The organism is Flavimaribacter sediminis, assembly GCF_019492055.1.
Lineage (GTDB): Bacteria > Pseudomonadota > Alphaproteobacteria > Rhizobiales > Rhizobiaceae > Flavimaribacter > Flavimaribacter sediminis.
On sequence record NZ_JAICBX010000003.1, the window covers coordinates 682486 to 697654 of the forward strand.

Genomic DNA, 15169 nt, shown 5'->3' on the forward strand with positions numbered 1-15169 from the left:
TTGACTAATCCCCGATTTCCTTTTCGGCGTTGAACAACCTGACCAGCGGCCGCATGGCGAGCACGCCGAGAAACGGGCCGATGGCGAGGCACGCCATAAGCGTCGGCCAACCGAAAGCGGCCGCGAATAGCGGCGTAATCTGTACCGTCGCCACCGTCAGCAGGAAACCGAGAGCCGTTTGCAGCGTCAGCAGGCTTCCGGCCCACTCGGGCGGGACGAAATCAGCGACCAGCGCCGAGAATTGCGCCGAATCCGGAATAACCGCGATGCCCCACAACACGAACAGCGCGAACGTCAACGCCGGCGGTCCGCCGAAACTGAACGCCGTGAGGATGGCGAGCGATCCACTGGCGATCATGGCGATGATCGCGACCCGCGCCTTGCCGATCCTGTCTGCATAAAGGCCGGCGATTACGCAGAACGGAGCGCCCGCCGCGATAGACACGAAGGCCGTCAGCTTGCCCAGACTGCGCGCCGCGTCCGGGTCGAGCGTGAGCGCATAGGAGGCGGTCGCCGCCGCCGCGCCCCAGGCCCACAGGACGTAGAGTTCCCACATATGGCCGAAATAGCCGAGATAGGCCGAGCGCACCCGCGGATCCGTCCACGCCAGCCGGATGGCCTCAGGGCGGAAAGCGGGCGCGCGGCGATGATAGGGACCGAGTTCGGAAATCAGCACAAGGCATCCGCCGGCTGCGGCAAGCAGCGAGCCGGCGCCGAGCGCCATGCGCCAGTCGGCCCCGCCGAGAAAGGCAAGACCGTAAGGGACGGATTTCCCAAGCGTCAGCGTGCCGACGAGGATCCCGACCAGCAGCCCCCGGTCCCGCAACCCCCATCCGACAGTGATTTTCATGCCGACCGGATAAACGCCAGCCATCAGCGCGCCGGTCGCGAAGCGCAGCAAAACCGCTCCAAATCCGTCGATCGGGATGACCAGCAGCAGCGCATTGGCGCCAGCCGTTGCAATCGCGCAAGTCGCCAGCACCTTTCGCGGATCCAGCCGGTCGGCGAGCCCCGAAAAGGCGATCGACAGGGCGCCGACGACGAACCCCGCCTGCACAACGCTCGAAAGCAGCGATTGACGGGCCTTCGTCAGCCCGGCCTCGGCGGTGATTTCAGGCAGGATCGCCGCCGTCATGAACCACAGGCACATGCCGGACGCGGTAGCCACAAGAAGATACAGAAGCGTGCGCGCCTTGGGAGTCATCGACTGCAATGCCTCAGGAATTGAACGGCGCAACCATACAGCGACGCGCGAATGAACTAAACCGGAATGTAGGAGGCCTTCTTGATTTCCTTCAGCACCACATTGGTCTTGACGTGGGCGATCCCCGGAATGCGAAACAGGAACGTTTCGAGAAAACTGTTATAGGCGTCCAGATTCCGGCAGATCACCTTCAGATGATAGTCGGCGTCGCCAGTGGTCGAGAGACACTCCAGCACTTCCTCGCGCGCCATGACCCTGGCGATAAAATCCTCCACATGGCTGCTGTCCTGGCGGGCGAGACTGATATGCACGACGGCCTGGAACCCCCAGCCGGCTTTCGCGCTGTCGACAACAGCCGCGTAACGCTCGATAATCCCCGCCTTTTCCAATGCATTGACGCGCCGCCAGCAGACCGAGGCCGACAGGCCGACCTTCTCGGCCAGCACCTGGTTCGACATGCGGCCGTCCTGTTGAAGTAGCCTCAGGATCTGGCTGTCGCGGCTGTCCAGATTATCAATCGTCATACATATCTTTCATATTTTCGGCAGTTTCCGGTAAAATTATCCAAAATTGACAGAGGTTCAAGCAAGATTGAAAGATATATCCAGCATATTAGGCTAGAATTGTTCCAATATACTTTTCAGACGCCAGGGAGCAGGCGCATGACCGCAGCATCACCGCAATTCGATAGCGACTACACCCTCGACCATCGCTATGACCGGAGCGAAGGTCGCGTCTATCTGACAGGCACACAGGCGCTCGCCCGCATCCTGCTCGACCAGGCCGCGCGCGACCGCGCCGCCGGCCTGAACACGGCGGGCTTTGTCTCCGGCTATCGCGGATCGCCGCTCGGCGGCGTCGATCTCGAACTCTGGCGCATCAAAAACCGGCTGAAGGATAACCACATCGAGTTTCTTCCGGCCGTGAACGAGGACCTCGCCGCAACCGCCATGCTCGGCTCGCAGCAGGTCGAGACCAGTCCCGACAGGCAGGTCGACGGCGTTTTCGGCCTTTGGTACGGCAAGGGCCCCGGCGTCGACCGGGCTGGCGACGCCCTCAAGCACGGCAACGCCTACGGTTCCTCTCCCCATGGCGGCGTTCTCGTCGTCGCCGGAGACGATCACGGCTGCGTCTCGTCTTCCATGCCGCATCAGTCGGACGTCGCCTTCATGGCCTGGTTCATGCCAACGCTGAATCCGGCGAGCATTGGCGAATATTTGCAGTTCGGCGAATATGGCTACGCGCTCAGCCGCTATTGCGGCATGTGGGTCGGCTTCAAGGCAATCTCCGAGACGGTGGAGGCGGCAGCCTCCTTAGAGTTGCGCCCTTCACGGCAGTTCGTCTCGCCCGATCACGCCATACCGGACACTGGCCTGCACTATCGCTGGCCGGATCTGCCCGGCCCGCAGATCGAGGAGCGCATGGAGGCGAAAAAAGAGGCGGTCTTCGCCTTTGCCGAGGCCAATCCCGTCGACCGCCGGATTTACGGCGTCGGGAACGCCAGCTTCGGCATCGTCACCACCGGCAAGGGCCACCTCGACCTGATGGAGGCGATGCGGCTTCTGGGTCTCGACGAAGCCGCCTGCCGGTCGATCGGAATCGACATCTACAAGGTCGGCATGGTCTGGCCGCTTGCGCGCCGCGACGCGCTGGATTTCGTGCGCGGCAAGCGCGAGGTGCTGGTGATCGAGGAAAAGCGCGGCATCATCGAAAGCCAGTTCAAGGAATATTTCTATGACTTCCCGGGCGACAAGCCGGACCACATGGTCGGCAAGCGCGACGAGGACGGAAACCGTCTCGTGCCCTGGACCGGCGAACTCTCTCCGATGCAGCTCGCGCCGATCGTCGCCGGCCGCCTCGACCGGCTGTTCGGCACGGACGAATACGGCAGGCGGGCGGCGCAGCTGACCGGGGCCGCAAGTCAGCCCATCGAAATCAGGGCCGGCGCGCGCACGCCCTATTTTTGCTCCGGCTGCCCGCACAACACTTCCACGAAGGTCCCGGAAGGATCGAAGGCGCTCGCCGGCATCGGCTGCCACTTCATGGCGAGCTGGATGGATCGCGAGACATCCTCCCTCATCCAGATGGGCGGCGAAGGCGTCAACTGGGCCGCCTCGTCGAAATTCACCGGCAACGGCCACATCTTCCAGAATCTCGGCGAAGGCACCTGGTATCATTCCGGCTCCATGGCGATCCGGCAGGCGATTGCCGCCGGCGCCAACATCACCTACAAGATCCTGTTCAACGACGCCGTCGCCATGACCGGCGGCCAGCCTGTGGACGGTCCGGTCAGCGTCGAGACCATCGCCCATGAAGTGCGCAGCGAGGGCGTGGAGCGCATAGCGCTGGTCTCCGACGAACCGGAGAATTTTTCCCTGTCCAAGCTGCCTGCCGGCGTGACCCTGCACCATCGAAAGGACCTCGACCCGGTGCAGAGGGAACTGCGGGAGGTGAAAGGCGTCTCCGTGCTGATCTACGCCCAGACCTGCGCCACGGAAAAACGCCGCCGCCGCAAGCGCGGAACGATGGAGGATCCGGAGCGCTTCGTCGTCATCAACGACCTCGTCTGCGAGGGATGCGGCGACTGTTCCGTCCAGTCCAACTGCCTCAGCGTCGAACCGAAGGAGACGCCTTTCGGCCGCAAGCGCCAGATCAACCTGTCGACCTGCAACAAGGATTTCAGCTGCCTCGACGGCTTCTGCCCGAGCTTCGTCACCGTTGAGGGCGCCAAACGCCGCAAGACCCGGCCCGATGTGGTCGACAGTTCCGGCCTTGTCTCGCTGCTCGACCAGCCGCAGCTCCCCGCTCTCGATGAACCTTACGACCTGCTGGTCACCGGCGTCGGCGGCACCGGCGTCGTCACCGTCGGCGCGCTCATCACCATGGCCGCCCATCTTGAAAACAAGGGGTCTTCGGTGCTCGACTTTACCGGTTTCGCACAAAAATTCGGACCGGTCCTGAGCTACATCCGCATCGGCGAGACGCCGGACGCGATCAACCAGGTGCGCATTGACAGCAACGCAGCCGACGCGCTGATCGGCTGCGACATCGTCGTCGCCTCCTCGCCTCAGGCCTCGGCGACCTACCGACCCGGCATGGCGGCCGTTCTCAATCTCGCCGAAATGCCAACGGGCGAGATTGTCCGCTCCCGCGACGCCGACCTCGCGGTCGACCGCCGCGTCGAGGCGATCAGGCGCGCCATCGGTCGCGACGACATTGCCTCAGTGGACGCCAACGCGCTGTCCACGCGCCTGCTGGGCGACACCGTTTTCGCCAATGTGATGATGCTCGGCATGGCCTGGCAGGCGGGGCTTGTCCCGGTTTCGCTGGCTGCGCTCATGCGGGCGATCGAACTGAACGGCGTCGCCGTCGAAACCAACAGGAAGGCCTTCGACTGGGGCCGCATCGCGCAGGCGCGGCCGGATCTCGTACCGGGCGACGCGGACGAACAGCCGACCATCGAGACGCTGGAGCGCACGATCGCCCGCCGTGAGGCGTTTCTCGAAGACTATGCGAACCGGAAATACGCCGAACGCTATCGCGCCCTCGTCGATCGCGTCCAGGCGCGCGAGAAGGAGCAGGGAACCGAAGGCGTCACGGAAGCCGTCGCCCGGTCCCTCTTCAAGCTGATGGCCTACAAGGACGAGTACGAAGTTGCGCGTCTGCATGCGCGTCCGGCGTTTCTGGAGGAACTGAAGGAGAAATTCGAAGGCGATTTCCGCATCCACTACCATCTTGCGCCGCCGCTTGTGCCTTCCGAAAAAGACTGGCGCGGGCGGCCGCCCAAGCGCGCCTTCGGCCCGTGGATGCTCTCGGCGTTCCGGGTCCTCAAACATATGAAAGGCCTGCGCGGCACGCCGCTCGATCCGTTTGGATACACGCAGGAGCGCCGCATGGAGCGAGACCTGATAGTCTGGTACGGTAGGATTGTCGAAACCTGCCTGAATGGTCTCGACCGCGACAATCAGCGCCAGTGGCGCGCGGCGCTTGCGCTGCCGATGGACATAAGAGGCTATGGACCCGTCAAGCAAGAAGCGGTAGCAAGGGTCCGAACAGACATGACCCGTCGGCTTTCGGAACTGAACACGTCACCGCAGCCGGCGCCCAGCGCAGCAATCAGGGAATTGCACAATGTTTGAAAACGTACAGGCCGCGCCCGCCGACAAGATCCTCGGGCTGATGATGCAGTTTCGCGAGGATCCGCGGGATAACAAGCTCGACCTCGGCGTCGGCGTCTACAAGGACAGCCATGGCGACACGCCGGTTCTGGCCGCCGTCAAGTCGGCCGAATTGCGCCTGTTCGATTCCCAGAAGACCAAGGCCTATGTCGGGGTCCAGGGCGACAAGGAGTTCTGCGCCGAGATGGCGTCGCTGGTGCTTGGCGACAGCGTGTCCATGGACAGGGCGCGGATCTGCCAGGCCCCGGGCGGCACCGGCGCGCTGTCGATCCTTTCCATGCTGATCGGACGCACGGCGCCGGATGCGACCGTCTGGCTCTCCGATCCGACATGGCCGAACCACATGCCGCTGCTCAAGAACGCGCGTCTGAAGACGCAGCAATACCCCTATTACGACACCAAGAACGGCAAGCTGCTGTTCGACGGGATGATGGAAGCGCTGTCGGCGGCAAAGCCCGGCGACGTGCTGCTGGTCCACGGTTGCTGCCACAACCCCACCGGCGCCGATCTCGACCTCGCACAATGGGCGGCGATCGCCGATCTGTGTCTGGAAAAAGGGCTGCTGCCCTTTGTCGATTTCGCCTATCTCGGCTTCGGCGACGGGCTCGAGGAAGACGCAGCCGGCTTGCGCCTTCTCGCTTCGAAAGTGCCGGAAATGCTGATTGCCGCAAGCTGCTCGAAGAATTTCGGCGTTTATCGCGAACGCGTGGGCGCCGCGATGATCATCGCAGCGGCTCCGGCGCAGGCCGAAGCGACCTTCACGCAGCTGATGTCGGTGACCCGCGCCGTCTATTCGATGCCGCCGGACCATGGGGCAGCGATCGTGCGCATGGTGCTGACGGATCCGCATCTGAAAAGCGAATGGATCACCGAACTCAACGACATGCGCAACCGCATGCTGAAGCTCCGTTCCGGCTTCGCCGAAGCGCTGCGTCGCGAATCCAATTCCTCGCGCTTCGATTTCATCGCCGACCAGCGCGGCATGTTCTCGCGTCTCGGCATCGCGCCGGAGGAGATCGACCGCATCCGCGCCGATCACGGCATCTACATTGTCGGCGACAGCCGCATCAATATCGCCGGCCTGCCGGATAACCGGCTCGACGAGGTGGCGCGCGCCATCGTGTCGTCGATCGAGTAGTGATCTCCGGCGGCTGCAGCGCCGCCGGTTCGCCTCATCGCCGCTCGCCGATCGTCACCAGATACTCGCGCTTGATGTGCAGCAGACCGTCCGCTGTCTCATAGCGCGCGTGATAGGCGTCGAGGTCCCGGATGAAGGCCGTTCGGGCGTCTCTCTCCAGCCTGTCCATGACATCGCGCACGGGCCCGAACCCGCGCATGTACCAGTTGCGGATGTGCTCCGGGGAATCGTGATAGGCGTTGCTTACGCCCCGCTCGAACGTCAGATCGAATGAACCGCCGAGTAGCCCCTCAAGGCAGTCCGGCTCGCCCCAGTCGAACGGAGAGCGCGCCGGCGCCGGCGCATCGCCGTGACTGGCAATCAGCCCGAAGAATTCGGCGACGCTGCCGCCGGGAACCCAGGTGGCGAGCGCCAGCCGGCCGCCCGGCCTGCACACGCGCGAAAGTTCAGATGCAGCCTTTTCGTGATTGGCCGCGAACATCACCCCGAAGGTCGAGATCACCCTGTCGAATTGCGCGTCGGCGAAGGGCAGGTCTTCCGCGTCGGCCTGCCTGTAGCGAATCGGCGGATGCCCCGGTCCGGAGAGGGTGACGGCTGCGTCGAGAAGCGCCTCGGAGATGTCGACGGCCGTCACGTCGGCGCCGCTGCGCGCCACGTTGCGCGCCGTCCAGCCCGTGCCGGTCGCCACATCCAGCGCCGCGTCGCCGGCGGATGCAGCAAGCCGCTGGGCCGCATGGGCGAGCGCGTCGGAAATAACGAAACTGATATCGTCATAGTCCCTGCCGCCCTTGCCCCAGAGCCGGGCTGCGTCCCGGTGATGGGAAAGAACAGTCGTATCCGTATCAAGCATTTTCGCCTCCTTGCGTTTGTCATGCGAAGGAGACCACGCGCCGGCGGGCGAAAACAGTACACGAAGTGTAGTATTCGCCAGCTACAACGAATGGTATTCTCTTCTCCAGGGAGAAAGACGCCATGAAGACCTACGGACAGTTCTGCCCCATCGCCAAGGCCTCCGAAGTTTTCTGCGAGCGATGGACGTCGCTCATCCTGCGCGACCTGGCCGTCGGCGCGACCCGGTTTTCCCAATTGCAGCGAGGCATTCCGCTCGCTTCGCCCACCCTGCTTTCCAGGCGTCTGAAACAGCTGGAGGCGGAAGGCGTCGTCGAGCGGCGAAGGGCCGAGGGCCGGCAAAGCTGGACCTATCACCTGACGCCCGCCGGCGAGGAATTCGTGCCGATCGTCATTGCGCTTGGCGTTTGGGGACAGCGCTGGACGCGTCGCCAGCTTCAGGAGCACGAAATCGACCTGGATCTGCTTCTCTGGGCTATGGAAAACAGCGTCAATCCGTCCGCCTTCAAAAAGGAGCGCGCCGTCGTCGAGATCCAGTTCACCGATCAGCCCGCACACAAGCGCCGCTGGTGGTTCCTCAACGAAAAGGAGCGCTGCGAATTGTGCATCAAGGAGCCCGGCTTCGACGTCGACCTCTATGTCCGGTCGGATCTGCCGACGCTGATCTATGTCTGGCGGGGAGACATGTCCCTGACGCAGGCTCTGGAGGCGGACCGGCTTGAGGCGCATGGCGACCGGATGGCCGCAAAGACGCTGCGCGCGTGGCTGGGCGTCAGTTCACTCGCCCATGTCCAGCCGGCCGGGCAAGAGTAACGTCCGGGCTCGCGTCAGCTGGTTTTGCGGATGAAGGACTTGTAGATATAACCCTTGCTGCCGTCATAGACGACTTCACACCAGTGGCGGCATGACGCGTCCGTCTTGATCGCCGCGTTGGCCGGCACCACCTGCATGACGCGGGAGCCGTTGGCCGGGGCGGAACGCAGATTGACGGCCTTGGTCGTGCGGCCGGCGACCAATCCGTGGTCATCGGCTTGCGGCGCTTTCTCGACGACCTTCTCCGGTTTTTTGGCCGGCTCCGGCATCGTCGCCGCATGCTCGGAAGAAAGCGACGACAGGATCACTTCCGTAACGCCGTCTTCCTCGACCGGCTCTTCCATCGCGACGAGCTTTTCTTCCGTGTCGGCGATCGCGATGTCTTCGGCGTTGCGGTCGATCGACCCTGTCCGCGCCGTATCGATTTCCGACTCCACCCAGGCGTTGGCGAGACGCACCGCGGCGACATCCTGACGCAGCAACGGATTGATCCGCTTGGCCGTCTGCTTGAGATCCGGCGCTTCTCCGGTTGAGACCGGGGCCCTGACCCGAACCACGCGGGCGCGTTTGGTTGGGGTGGACGCAGTCGCGGTCGCCGGCGCCTCAAAAGATCGCTCGTCTTCCGGCGTAACAACGGCGACCGTCTGCGCCATCCTGATCTCGGGTTTTTCTTCTTCCGACGCCGCCCCTACAGTCGTGAAATCAGGCGCCAGAGCCGTGCCTATGCCGATTCCGGCAAGAGCGAAAACCGCGAGCGGCAGAAGGTGCCGGGCCTTGCGCGTTTCCAGGTCTGCGCCAATCCTCCGGACCTCCATGTCGGACATCAGTCCGTTTTTCCTGTCCATGAATCCCGTCTCCGCATTTCTTTTCATCGTGCACTAAAAGGGCAGTTTCGGGCGAAATTCGGGTGACGGGTTCACATTGCGTTTACTATGTTAACATGCGGTGATATCGCGGCATGCCTGTGCAGACACAAAAAGACCGGCGTCGCGAAGACGCCGGTCCGAAGATTTTCGACTATGGGTGAGGCTTACCAGTTGACCCGGAAGCCGCCCTTTGCGTTCAGGGTCGTGTAGGTGCTGTTGAACTCGGTTCCGCCCGAGATGAAGCCCGACATCGACCTGTTGGCGTTGGTCACGTTCAGAACAGCCGAAACTTCTCCAAAGACGCCGTCGATGCCGTCCTGGAATGTTGCGGAGCTGCCTGAGCCAATGTCCGTCACAGTCACGCTGTTGGCGTCATCGAACTCGTTCCACACCTTGCCGAGCAGAGAGACTTCCGCCTGCGCGCCGCTTGACATGTCGAAGTCGGTGCCGATCCTGGCGCCGGCGCCGGCCCGAAAGCTGTTGCCGTCGCTGAAGCTGACTGCTGCGCCGCCCGACTGGAAGTCGTCGAGGCTGGTGCTGACATAGGCGATGGAGGCGATCGGCTCGATATAGCCGCGATTGCCCTGGAAGCGGTAGCCTGTATTGGCGAGGATACCGACGCTGGTTGCGTCCGGGCTTCCGGAGACTGCATTGACGCCGTTCACATTGGCCGTGTAGTCGCCGCTCAGGAAGTCGGCCTTGATAGTCGCATCGACGTAGAAGTTGCCCTTCGTGTAATCGAGATAGGCGCCGATGGTCGCGCCGTCGAAGTCCGCCGAGGCGGCCCAGGACGTGAAGTCGGACTGCGAGCTGACGTAGCCGCCGAACAGGCCTGCGCGGAACGGACCGTCGTCGCCAAAGCGCATGTCGATACCGCCGATGATGCTGTAGATGTCCTGGTCGTAGCTGGTGTCGACCACCGACGTCACACCGCCAACAGAGCGGGCAAGTTCGGTGTCCCGGTCGGTCCACGAACCCTGAACCTTCAGCCAGACGCCCTTGTTGTATGCGGCGGTTTCGATCGGCGCGACCGGAGTGGGCGCTGCGGTGATGAAGTCGGCGTTGTAGGTGGTGCCGAAGGCTTCAGGCCAGCGATTGCCGCGGATGTGATCGGCGACCACGTCGTTGGTCTGGTACCAGGTGTTCTGAACCTGCGTCACGAGCGACGGAAGCTGGTCGACGGTCGGCGCCCAGGTGCTGCGCAGCTCGAATTCGTCATAGTCTTCGTCCTGCGCCATGTACCAGGCGAACATGCCGTCGGCGATCATGCCGGTGTTGCCCCAGTTGAAATAACCGTCGGACGCCGAAGATATATAGAAGGCGTCGCCTTCGACGCACGGCCCGTAACAGTTATTGTCGATGTAGGCGTTTTCGTCATACTCCACAACGTCGATGCCGTACTCGTTGATGCCGCCCGGCGAGCTGCTCAACACATTGACGATTACGCCGTTCGAACCCTCGATATTGTAAGCGTAGTCGGAGGAGTAGTTCGAGAATACGAGACGGTCGGACATACCGTTGTAAAGATCGACATCGACCGCAACGTGACCGTAGCCGCCCCAGCCCGAGGTGTAGCTGCTCGTGTTGAGGAAGTTGACATAGGTGCGGTCATAGGCGTCGCCGTCAACCATGCTCAACGCGCCGTCATTGTCGAACCAGTTGAGCGCGAATGTCGCGGAATCGGAGTCGCCGTCGCCGAAAGCGGTCTGGATAACGCCGTCGCTCTCGTTGTAGAGGCGGCCGGTCTGTCCGAGGTAATTCTCACCCAGCGTATACCAGGCCCCGGAGTTGCTGACCGTATTTGCGTAGTCCGTGTCCTCGAGAAGAACGCGGCCAACAGCGATGCCGGAGTTGTCGAAGTTGAAGTTGTAATACTCCTCGGCGACGATCAGGACGTCGTCAGCCGCATCGGCGTAGTTTTCCAGATTGCTCAGGCTGCCGGCGGCGCCCGCAGACAGGGCGTAGTCGGAAATGCTTGCGACCTCGTACCAGATGTCGGCCGTGCCGTCGTAATCGTCGACATCAGCGAAGAAGTCGACAGGCACGCCATTCAGGATGCTGGTGTTGATCGTGTCGCCGTCAACCGTGAAACCGGGCAGATTGACGCTGCCGGCAATGCCGGTGTTCATGATCTCGACTTCGTCGAAACCACCAACATAATACACAGGCATGTCTTCGCTGCCGTAACCGACGGCAAGTCCGCCCGTATGAATATACCCGCTATAGAAGGAGGACATCTCGACTGCGCTGCCCATCGGGGCGATATAAAAAGCGTTGTCGCCGGAATAGTACCCGCCGGCGCCGTAGTAGCCGACATAGGCCGTGGCGCCCACGCCCTCCACGTCGACAGCGTCTCCTGTCGCCGAATAGATCAGGCCGTCCATATTGTTGATGACGACGTCGGCGCCGATGTCGGACAGGTATACGCCGTCCTGATAGTCGTCGCCGAGAGCCAGTATTGTGCCGCCGCCGATGTAGTTGTTGTCGTCGTCGTAGCCATAGGAGCCGTTGTCGATTTCAACGCTTCCATTGGTTGAATAGATGTTGATGCCGTATCCGTCCAGACCGGCGACGAGCCCGCCCCTGTTGTCGAAGTCTACTGACGTATAGCCGGGCGCGTTCATTCCGACATTGCCGATCTCCACGCCGGTGCCGTTGTAGCCGCCGATCAGGCCAAGCCTGTTGTCGATGATCACATAGCCGTCATTGTCGTAGCTGGGCTCGCCGATGTCATAGAGCCGGATGCCGTGGCTTTCGCCGAAGATGCCGGAGAGACCGGCGTCATAGAGGCCGGTCGCGAGGGCTTCAACGTCGCCGGAATAGCTGCCGATCGCCGTCTCGACGCCGGCGATGCTCAGACCCTTGTTCCAGGTCTCCTTGTTGTCGATGACGACGTCGCCGTCGATCTCGTCAAGATCAACGCCCTGTCCGAACGTGCCGAGAATAAGGCCGCCGCGGGTCACGACCGCATCGTTCTCCATCTCGCCCTTGTTGTCGATATAGAGTTCGTTTTCAGGCATCTCATCGGAATTCCAGACATCCGAGACGTCGATGCCATCCCAGTAACCGGCGATAATGCCAGCCGTATTGATGATGCCGACGCTCGCCTCGTCCTGGGATAACGAACTGCCGTAGATGTCGTTGATCTCGATGCCTTCGCCGCCAAGACCGACAGTCAGGCCGCCCGTGTTGTTGATCAGCACCTGGTTGGAATAGTTGACTTCCATACCGTTATCGGCGCCGACCATCGAGGTCATGGAGCTGTTGGTGATGTCGACTGTTCCGGAAGCCGAGGCGTAAAGACCGTTTCCGCCGTAATAATCACCGTCTCCGTCGCCCGAAACCGTTCCGGCGTTCACAACAGTGATATCGCCGTTTTCGGCATAAAGGTTGAGACCGGTATTGTCATAGGCCGTTACGGAAGCGCCGTCTGCAATGTCCACATTGATGTCGCCGGAGGACGTGTAGAGATTGACGCCCTGTCCGTCATCATTGTTTGTAAACGCGCCGTAATCGTGATCGAGGGTGATGTTGCCGCCCTCGTTCAATTCAACCGCCAGCGCCGGATCGGAATCATTGGAATAAATGGCGGGATTGATCGGTCCAGGATATTGCGTCGTGTAGACGACGACGTCGGGGCCGTAGCCGGTGTCATTGGAAATCCACACCCCGTCGGCGGTCGTGTTCTGCGTCGTGCCGTTGAGGTTCATCTCCAGGTCGTCCTGCACGGCCGGGTAGCTGATGCCGTCCTGGCCTTCCGTCGGGCCGCACGAGATCAGGTCGGTCGAGCCGTCGTTCGACAGAACGCCGCACTCATCGTCCGCCTGGGCTGAAGATGGCGTCAGAACCGCCAGGCCGGAAAACGCGACGCCCGAGAACAACGCGATCGCTGTGCCCGATAGCAGTCGTTTCCTCAGACGCTTCGATTCAACAGCTTTTCCGGATTTTGCAGATGTCTGGCGTGGCGTCATCGGTATACCCCCGTTTCGACGGATCGAACAGTCAATCGACAGTGTTTGATGATGGCGTCGCGGCGGAAGAAGAAAGCCGACTCAGGATTGACCTGCTACCCGTTACTCAAACTAAACTCGATTGCCTTCGGGATCCGTCACTCCATTGACTCAGATCGTCCCGCACATGATATCGAGACGACACATACTATGATCGCTCCGATCAGTATCAGAACACATCCGACATCGTAAAGTAATATTGCGAGAGTGAATTCTTTTTTTGATGTCAATGTTGCAAAATCACAACGAAATGCGTGTTTATGAAGGGAAATTCGGCCGTTTCTTACCAAATGAATAATAACAAACGGGATTTGAAGCAAAACGTAACCGTTATCAATGATTATAGTTAATTTTTTATAGAATTACTTGAAAATCAAAGCCTGACTAACGCAAGACGGCGACAACTGTCGCCGTCCCCAGGCATCCGAAAGCAGCAGATCTGAAATAGCTTGCCTGCCCGACAGGCCTATTCCACGCCGCCGAAACAGAGATACTTGATTTCCAGAAAGTCCTCGATCCCGTACTTCGAGCCTTCGCGGCCGAGGCCGGACTGCTTGACGCCGCCGAACGGGGCGACTTCGGTGGAGATCAGGCCTGTGTTGATGCCGACCATGCCGTATTCTAGCGCTTCTGCCACCTTCCAGACCCGGTTCATGTTGGTCGCATAGAAATAGGACGCGAGACCAAACTCCGTGTCGTTCGCCATGGCGATCACATCGTCCACCGTATCGAAGCGGAAGAGCGGCGCCACGGGACCGAACGTCTCCTCGCGCGCGACCTTCATGTCTGTGGTCACGCCGGTCAGAACCGTCGGCTGGTAGAAGGTGCCGCCGTGGCTGTCTTCCACGCCGCCGATCAGCACCTTGGCGCCCTTGGACGTTGCGTCGGCGACGTGTTCCTTGACCTTGTCAAGGCCGCCCTCGTCGATCAGCGGGCCGGTCGTCACGCCTTCCTCGAAGCCGTCGCCCACCTTCAGCTCGCCGACTTTCTTCGCCAGCTTCTCGGCAAATTCGTCATAGACGCCCGCCTGGACATAGAGTCGGTTGGCGCAGACGCAGGTCTGGCCGGCGTTGCGGTATTTGGAAATCATCGCGCCATCGACGGCGGCGTCGACATCGGCGTCATCGAAGACAATGAACGGCGCGTTGCCGCCGAGCTCCAGCCCGACCTTCTGGATCTGCTCCGCGCTCTGCCGCATGAGAATGCGCCCGACCTCGGTCGAACCGGTGAAGGTGATCTTGCGCACCTTGTCGTTCGTGCACAGCTCCTTGCCGATCGCCGAGCTGGACTTGCCGACGACGAGATTGAATGCGCCGGCCGGAAATCCGGCGCGCTCCGCAAGCACAGCCAGCGCGATCGCGGAAAGCGGCGTCTGTTTCGCCGGCTTCGAGACAACGGTGCAGCCGGTCGCCAGCGCCGGACCGATCTTGCGGGTGATCATCGCATTGGGAAAGTTCCAGGGCGTGATCGTGCCCACGACGCCGATCGGCTGCTTGATGACGACGATGCGTTTGTCGGCCTGATGTCCCGGAATGGTGTCGCCGTAGACGCGCTTGGCCTCTTCGGAGAACCATTCGATGAAGGACGCGCCATACAGGATCTCGCCGCGCGCCTCTGGCCAGGGCTTGCCCATTTCCATGGTCAGGATCGTCGCGAGATCGTCTGCGTTCTCCACCATCAATTCGAAATAGCGTCGCAGAAGCGCGCCGCGGTCCTTGCCGGTTTTTGCGGCCCACGCCTTCTGTGCGTCATAGGCGCAATCGATGGCGCGCTTCGTCTCGGCCGCGCTCATGTCGGGCAACGTCGCAATCACGTCGCCGTTCGACGGATTGGTCACATCGAACGAGCCGCCCTCATCCGACTGTTCGATCCATTCCCCGTTAATATAGCCCGCCGCTTTCACCAGATCGGGATCTGACAGTTTGGAACTCAATGTGGAAGCAATGCTCATGATATATCTCCGGATCGGGTGATGTTTCGACAGTGTTTAAGGATTGTCTCGCAACCCCGCGCCGGGGTACGGCGCAGGGCGGAGGTTTGGTGCAAATACCTCTACCGGCCAAGTGGCCGGTGACACCTAACTAGCCCATACCGCAGCGCCCGTCATCCGG

The 15169-nt window shown here is 61.6% G+C and carries 9 protein-coding genes; 3 read left to right on the plus strand and 6 right to left on the minus strand.

Annotation, left to right across the window (positions count from 1 at the left end):
- Window positions 1-4: 4 nt before the first annotated feature.
- Entirely contained in the window at window positions 5-1204 is a 1200-nt protein-coding gene (locus tag K1W69_RS18870; RefSeq protein WP_220229965.1) for an MFS transporter, read from the minus strand.
- Window positions 1205-1260: 56 nt separating this feature from the next.
- Window positions 1261-1728, minus strand: coding sequence for an Lrp/AsnC family transcriptional regulator (locus K1W69_RS18875; protein ID WP_220229966.1), 468 nt, complete (start codon window positions 1726-1728; stop codon window positions 1261-1263).
- 138 nt (window positions 1729-1866) lie between these two features.
- On the opposite strand from K1W69_RS18875, the gene K1W69_RS18880 reads away from it, so the two are divergent.
- Both K1W69_RS18880 and K1W69_RS18885 read left to right on the plus strand, forming a co-directional pair.
- A complete protein-coding gene (locus K1W69_RS18880) occupies window positions 1867-5343 on the plus strand; it encodes an indolepyruvate ferredoxin oxidoreductase family protein (RefSeq protein ID WP_220229967.1) in 3477 nt (1158 codons plus the stop codon).
- Window positions 5336-6520 (plus strand): amino acid aminotransferase, encoded by a 1185-nt coding sequence (locus tag K1W69_RS18885; RefSeq protein WP_220229968.1) that lies wholly within the window; start codon window positions 5336-5338, stop codon window positions 6518-6520. Before K1W69_RS18880 ends, K1W69_RS18885 begins: the two co-directional genes overlap by 8 nt.
- 34 nt (window positions 6521-6554) lie before the next feature.
- Here K1W69_RS18885 and K1W69_RS18890 read toward each other — a convergent pair whose 3' ends face one another.
- Complete coding sequence (locus K1W69_RS18890; RefSeq protein ID WP_220229969.1) at window positions 6555-7370, minus strand: class I SAM-dependent methyltransferase; 816 nt, start codon at window positions 7368-7370, stop codon at window positions 6555-6557.
- Window positions 7371-7492: 122 nt separating this feature from the next.
- Between K1W69_RS18890 and K1W69_RS18895 the strand changes: the two genes are divergently transcribed.
- Window positions 7493-8182 (plus strand): winged helix-turn-helix transcriptional regulator, encoded by a 690-nt coding sequence (locus tag K1W69_RS18895; RefSeq protein ID WP_220229970.1) that lies wholly within the window; start codon window positions 7493-7495, stop codon window positions 8180-8182.
- 14 nt (window positions 8183-8196) lie between these two features.
- Here K1W69_RS18895 and K1W69_RS18900 read toward each other — a convergent pair whose 3' ends face one another.
- From K1W69_RS18900 to K1W69_RS18910, 3 genes are all read right to left on the minus strand, one after another.
- On the minus strand, window positions 8197-9027 hold the full coding sequence (locus K1W69_RS18900) for an SH3 domain-containing protein (protein ID WP_220229971.1): 831 nt from the start codon (window positions 9025-9027) through the stop codon (window positions 8197-8199).
- A gap of 185 nt (window positions 9028-9212) precedes the next feature.
- Window positions 9213-13019, minus strand: a complete 3807-nt coding sequence (locus K1W69_RS18905; RefSeq protein WP_220229972.1) for an autotransporter outer membrane beta-barrel domain-containing protein — start codon at window positions 13017-13019, stop codon at window positions 9213-9215.
- Window positions 13020-13524: 505 nt separating this feature from the next.
- The gene (locus K1W69_RS18910) at window positions 13525-15009 is read right to left on the minus strand and encodes an NAD-dependent succinate-semialdehyde dehydrogenase (RefSeq protein WP_220229973.1); all 1485 of its coding nucleotides are present in this window, start codon (window positions 15007-15009) and stop codon (window positions 13525-13527) included.
- Window positions 15010-15169 lie beyond the last annotated feature (160 nt).

Excerpts from the sequence above, each read along its gene's own strand:
- K1W69_RS18870 (WP_220229965.1), bottom strand. The coding sequence starts at position 1,204 with ATGACTCCCAAGGCGCGCACGCTTCTGTATCTTCTTGTGGCTACCGCG.
- K1W69_RS18875 (WP_220229966.1), bottom strand. The coding sequence starts at position 1,728 with ATGACGATTGATAATCTGGACAGCCGCGACAGCCAGATCCTGAGGCTA.
- K1W69_RS18880 (WP_220229967.1), top strand. The coding sequence starts at position 1,867 with ATGACCGCAGCATCACCGCAATTCGATAGCGACTACACCCTCGACCAT.
- K1W69_RS18885 (WP_220229968.1), top strand. The coding sequence starts at position 5,336 with ATGTTTGAAAACGTACAGGCCGCGCCCGCCGACAAGATCCTCGGGCTG.
- K1W69_RS18890 (WP_220229969.1), bottom strand. The coding sequence starts at position 7,370 with ATGCTTGATACGGATACGACTGTTCTTTCCCATCACCGGGACGCAGCC.
- K1W69_RS18895 (WP_220229970.1), top strand. The coding sequence starts at position 7,493 with ATGAAGACCTACGGACAGTTCTGCCCCATCGCCAAGGCCTCCGAAGTT.
- K1W69_RS18900 (WP_220229971.1), bottom strand. The coding sequence starts at position 9,027 with ATGGACAGGAAAAACGGACTGATGTCCGACATGGAGGTCCGGAGGATT.
- K1W69_RS18905 (WP_220229972.1), bottom strand. The coding sequence starts at position 13,019 with ATGACGCCACGCCAGACATCTGCAAAATCCGGAAAAGCTGTTGAATCG.
- K1W69_RS18910 (WP_220229973.1), bottom strand. The coding sequence starts at position 15,009 with ATGAGCATTGCTTCCACATTGAGTTCCAAACTGTCAGATCCCGATCTG.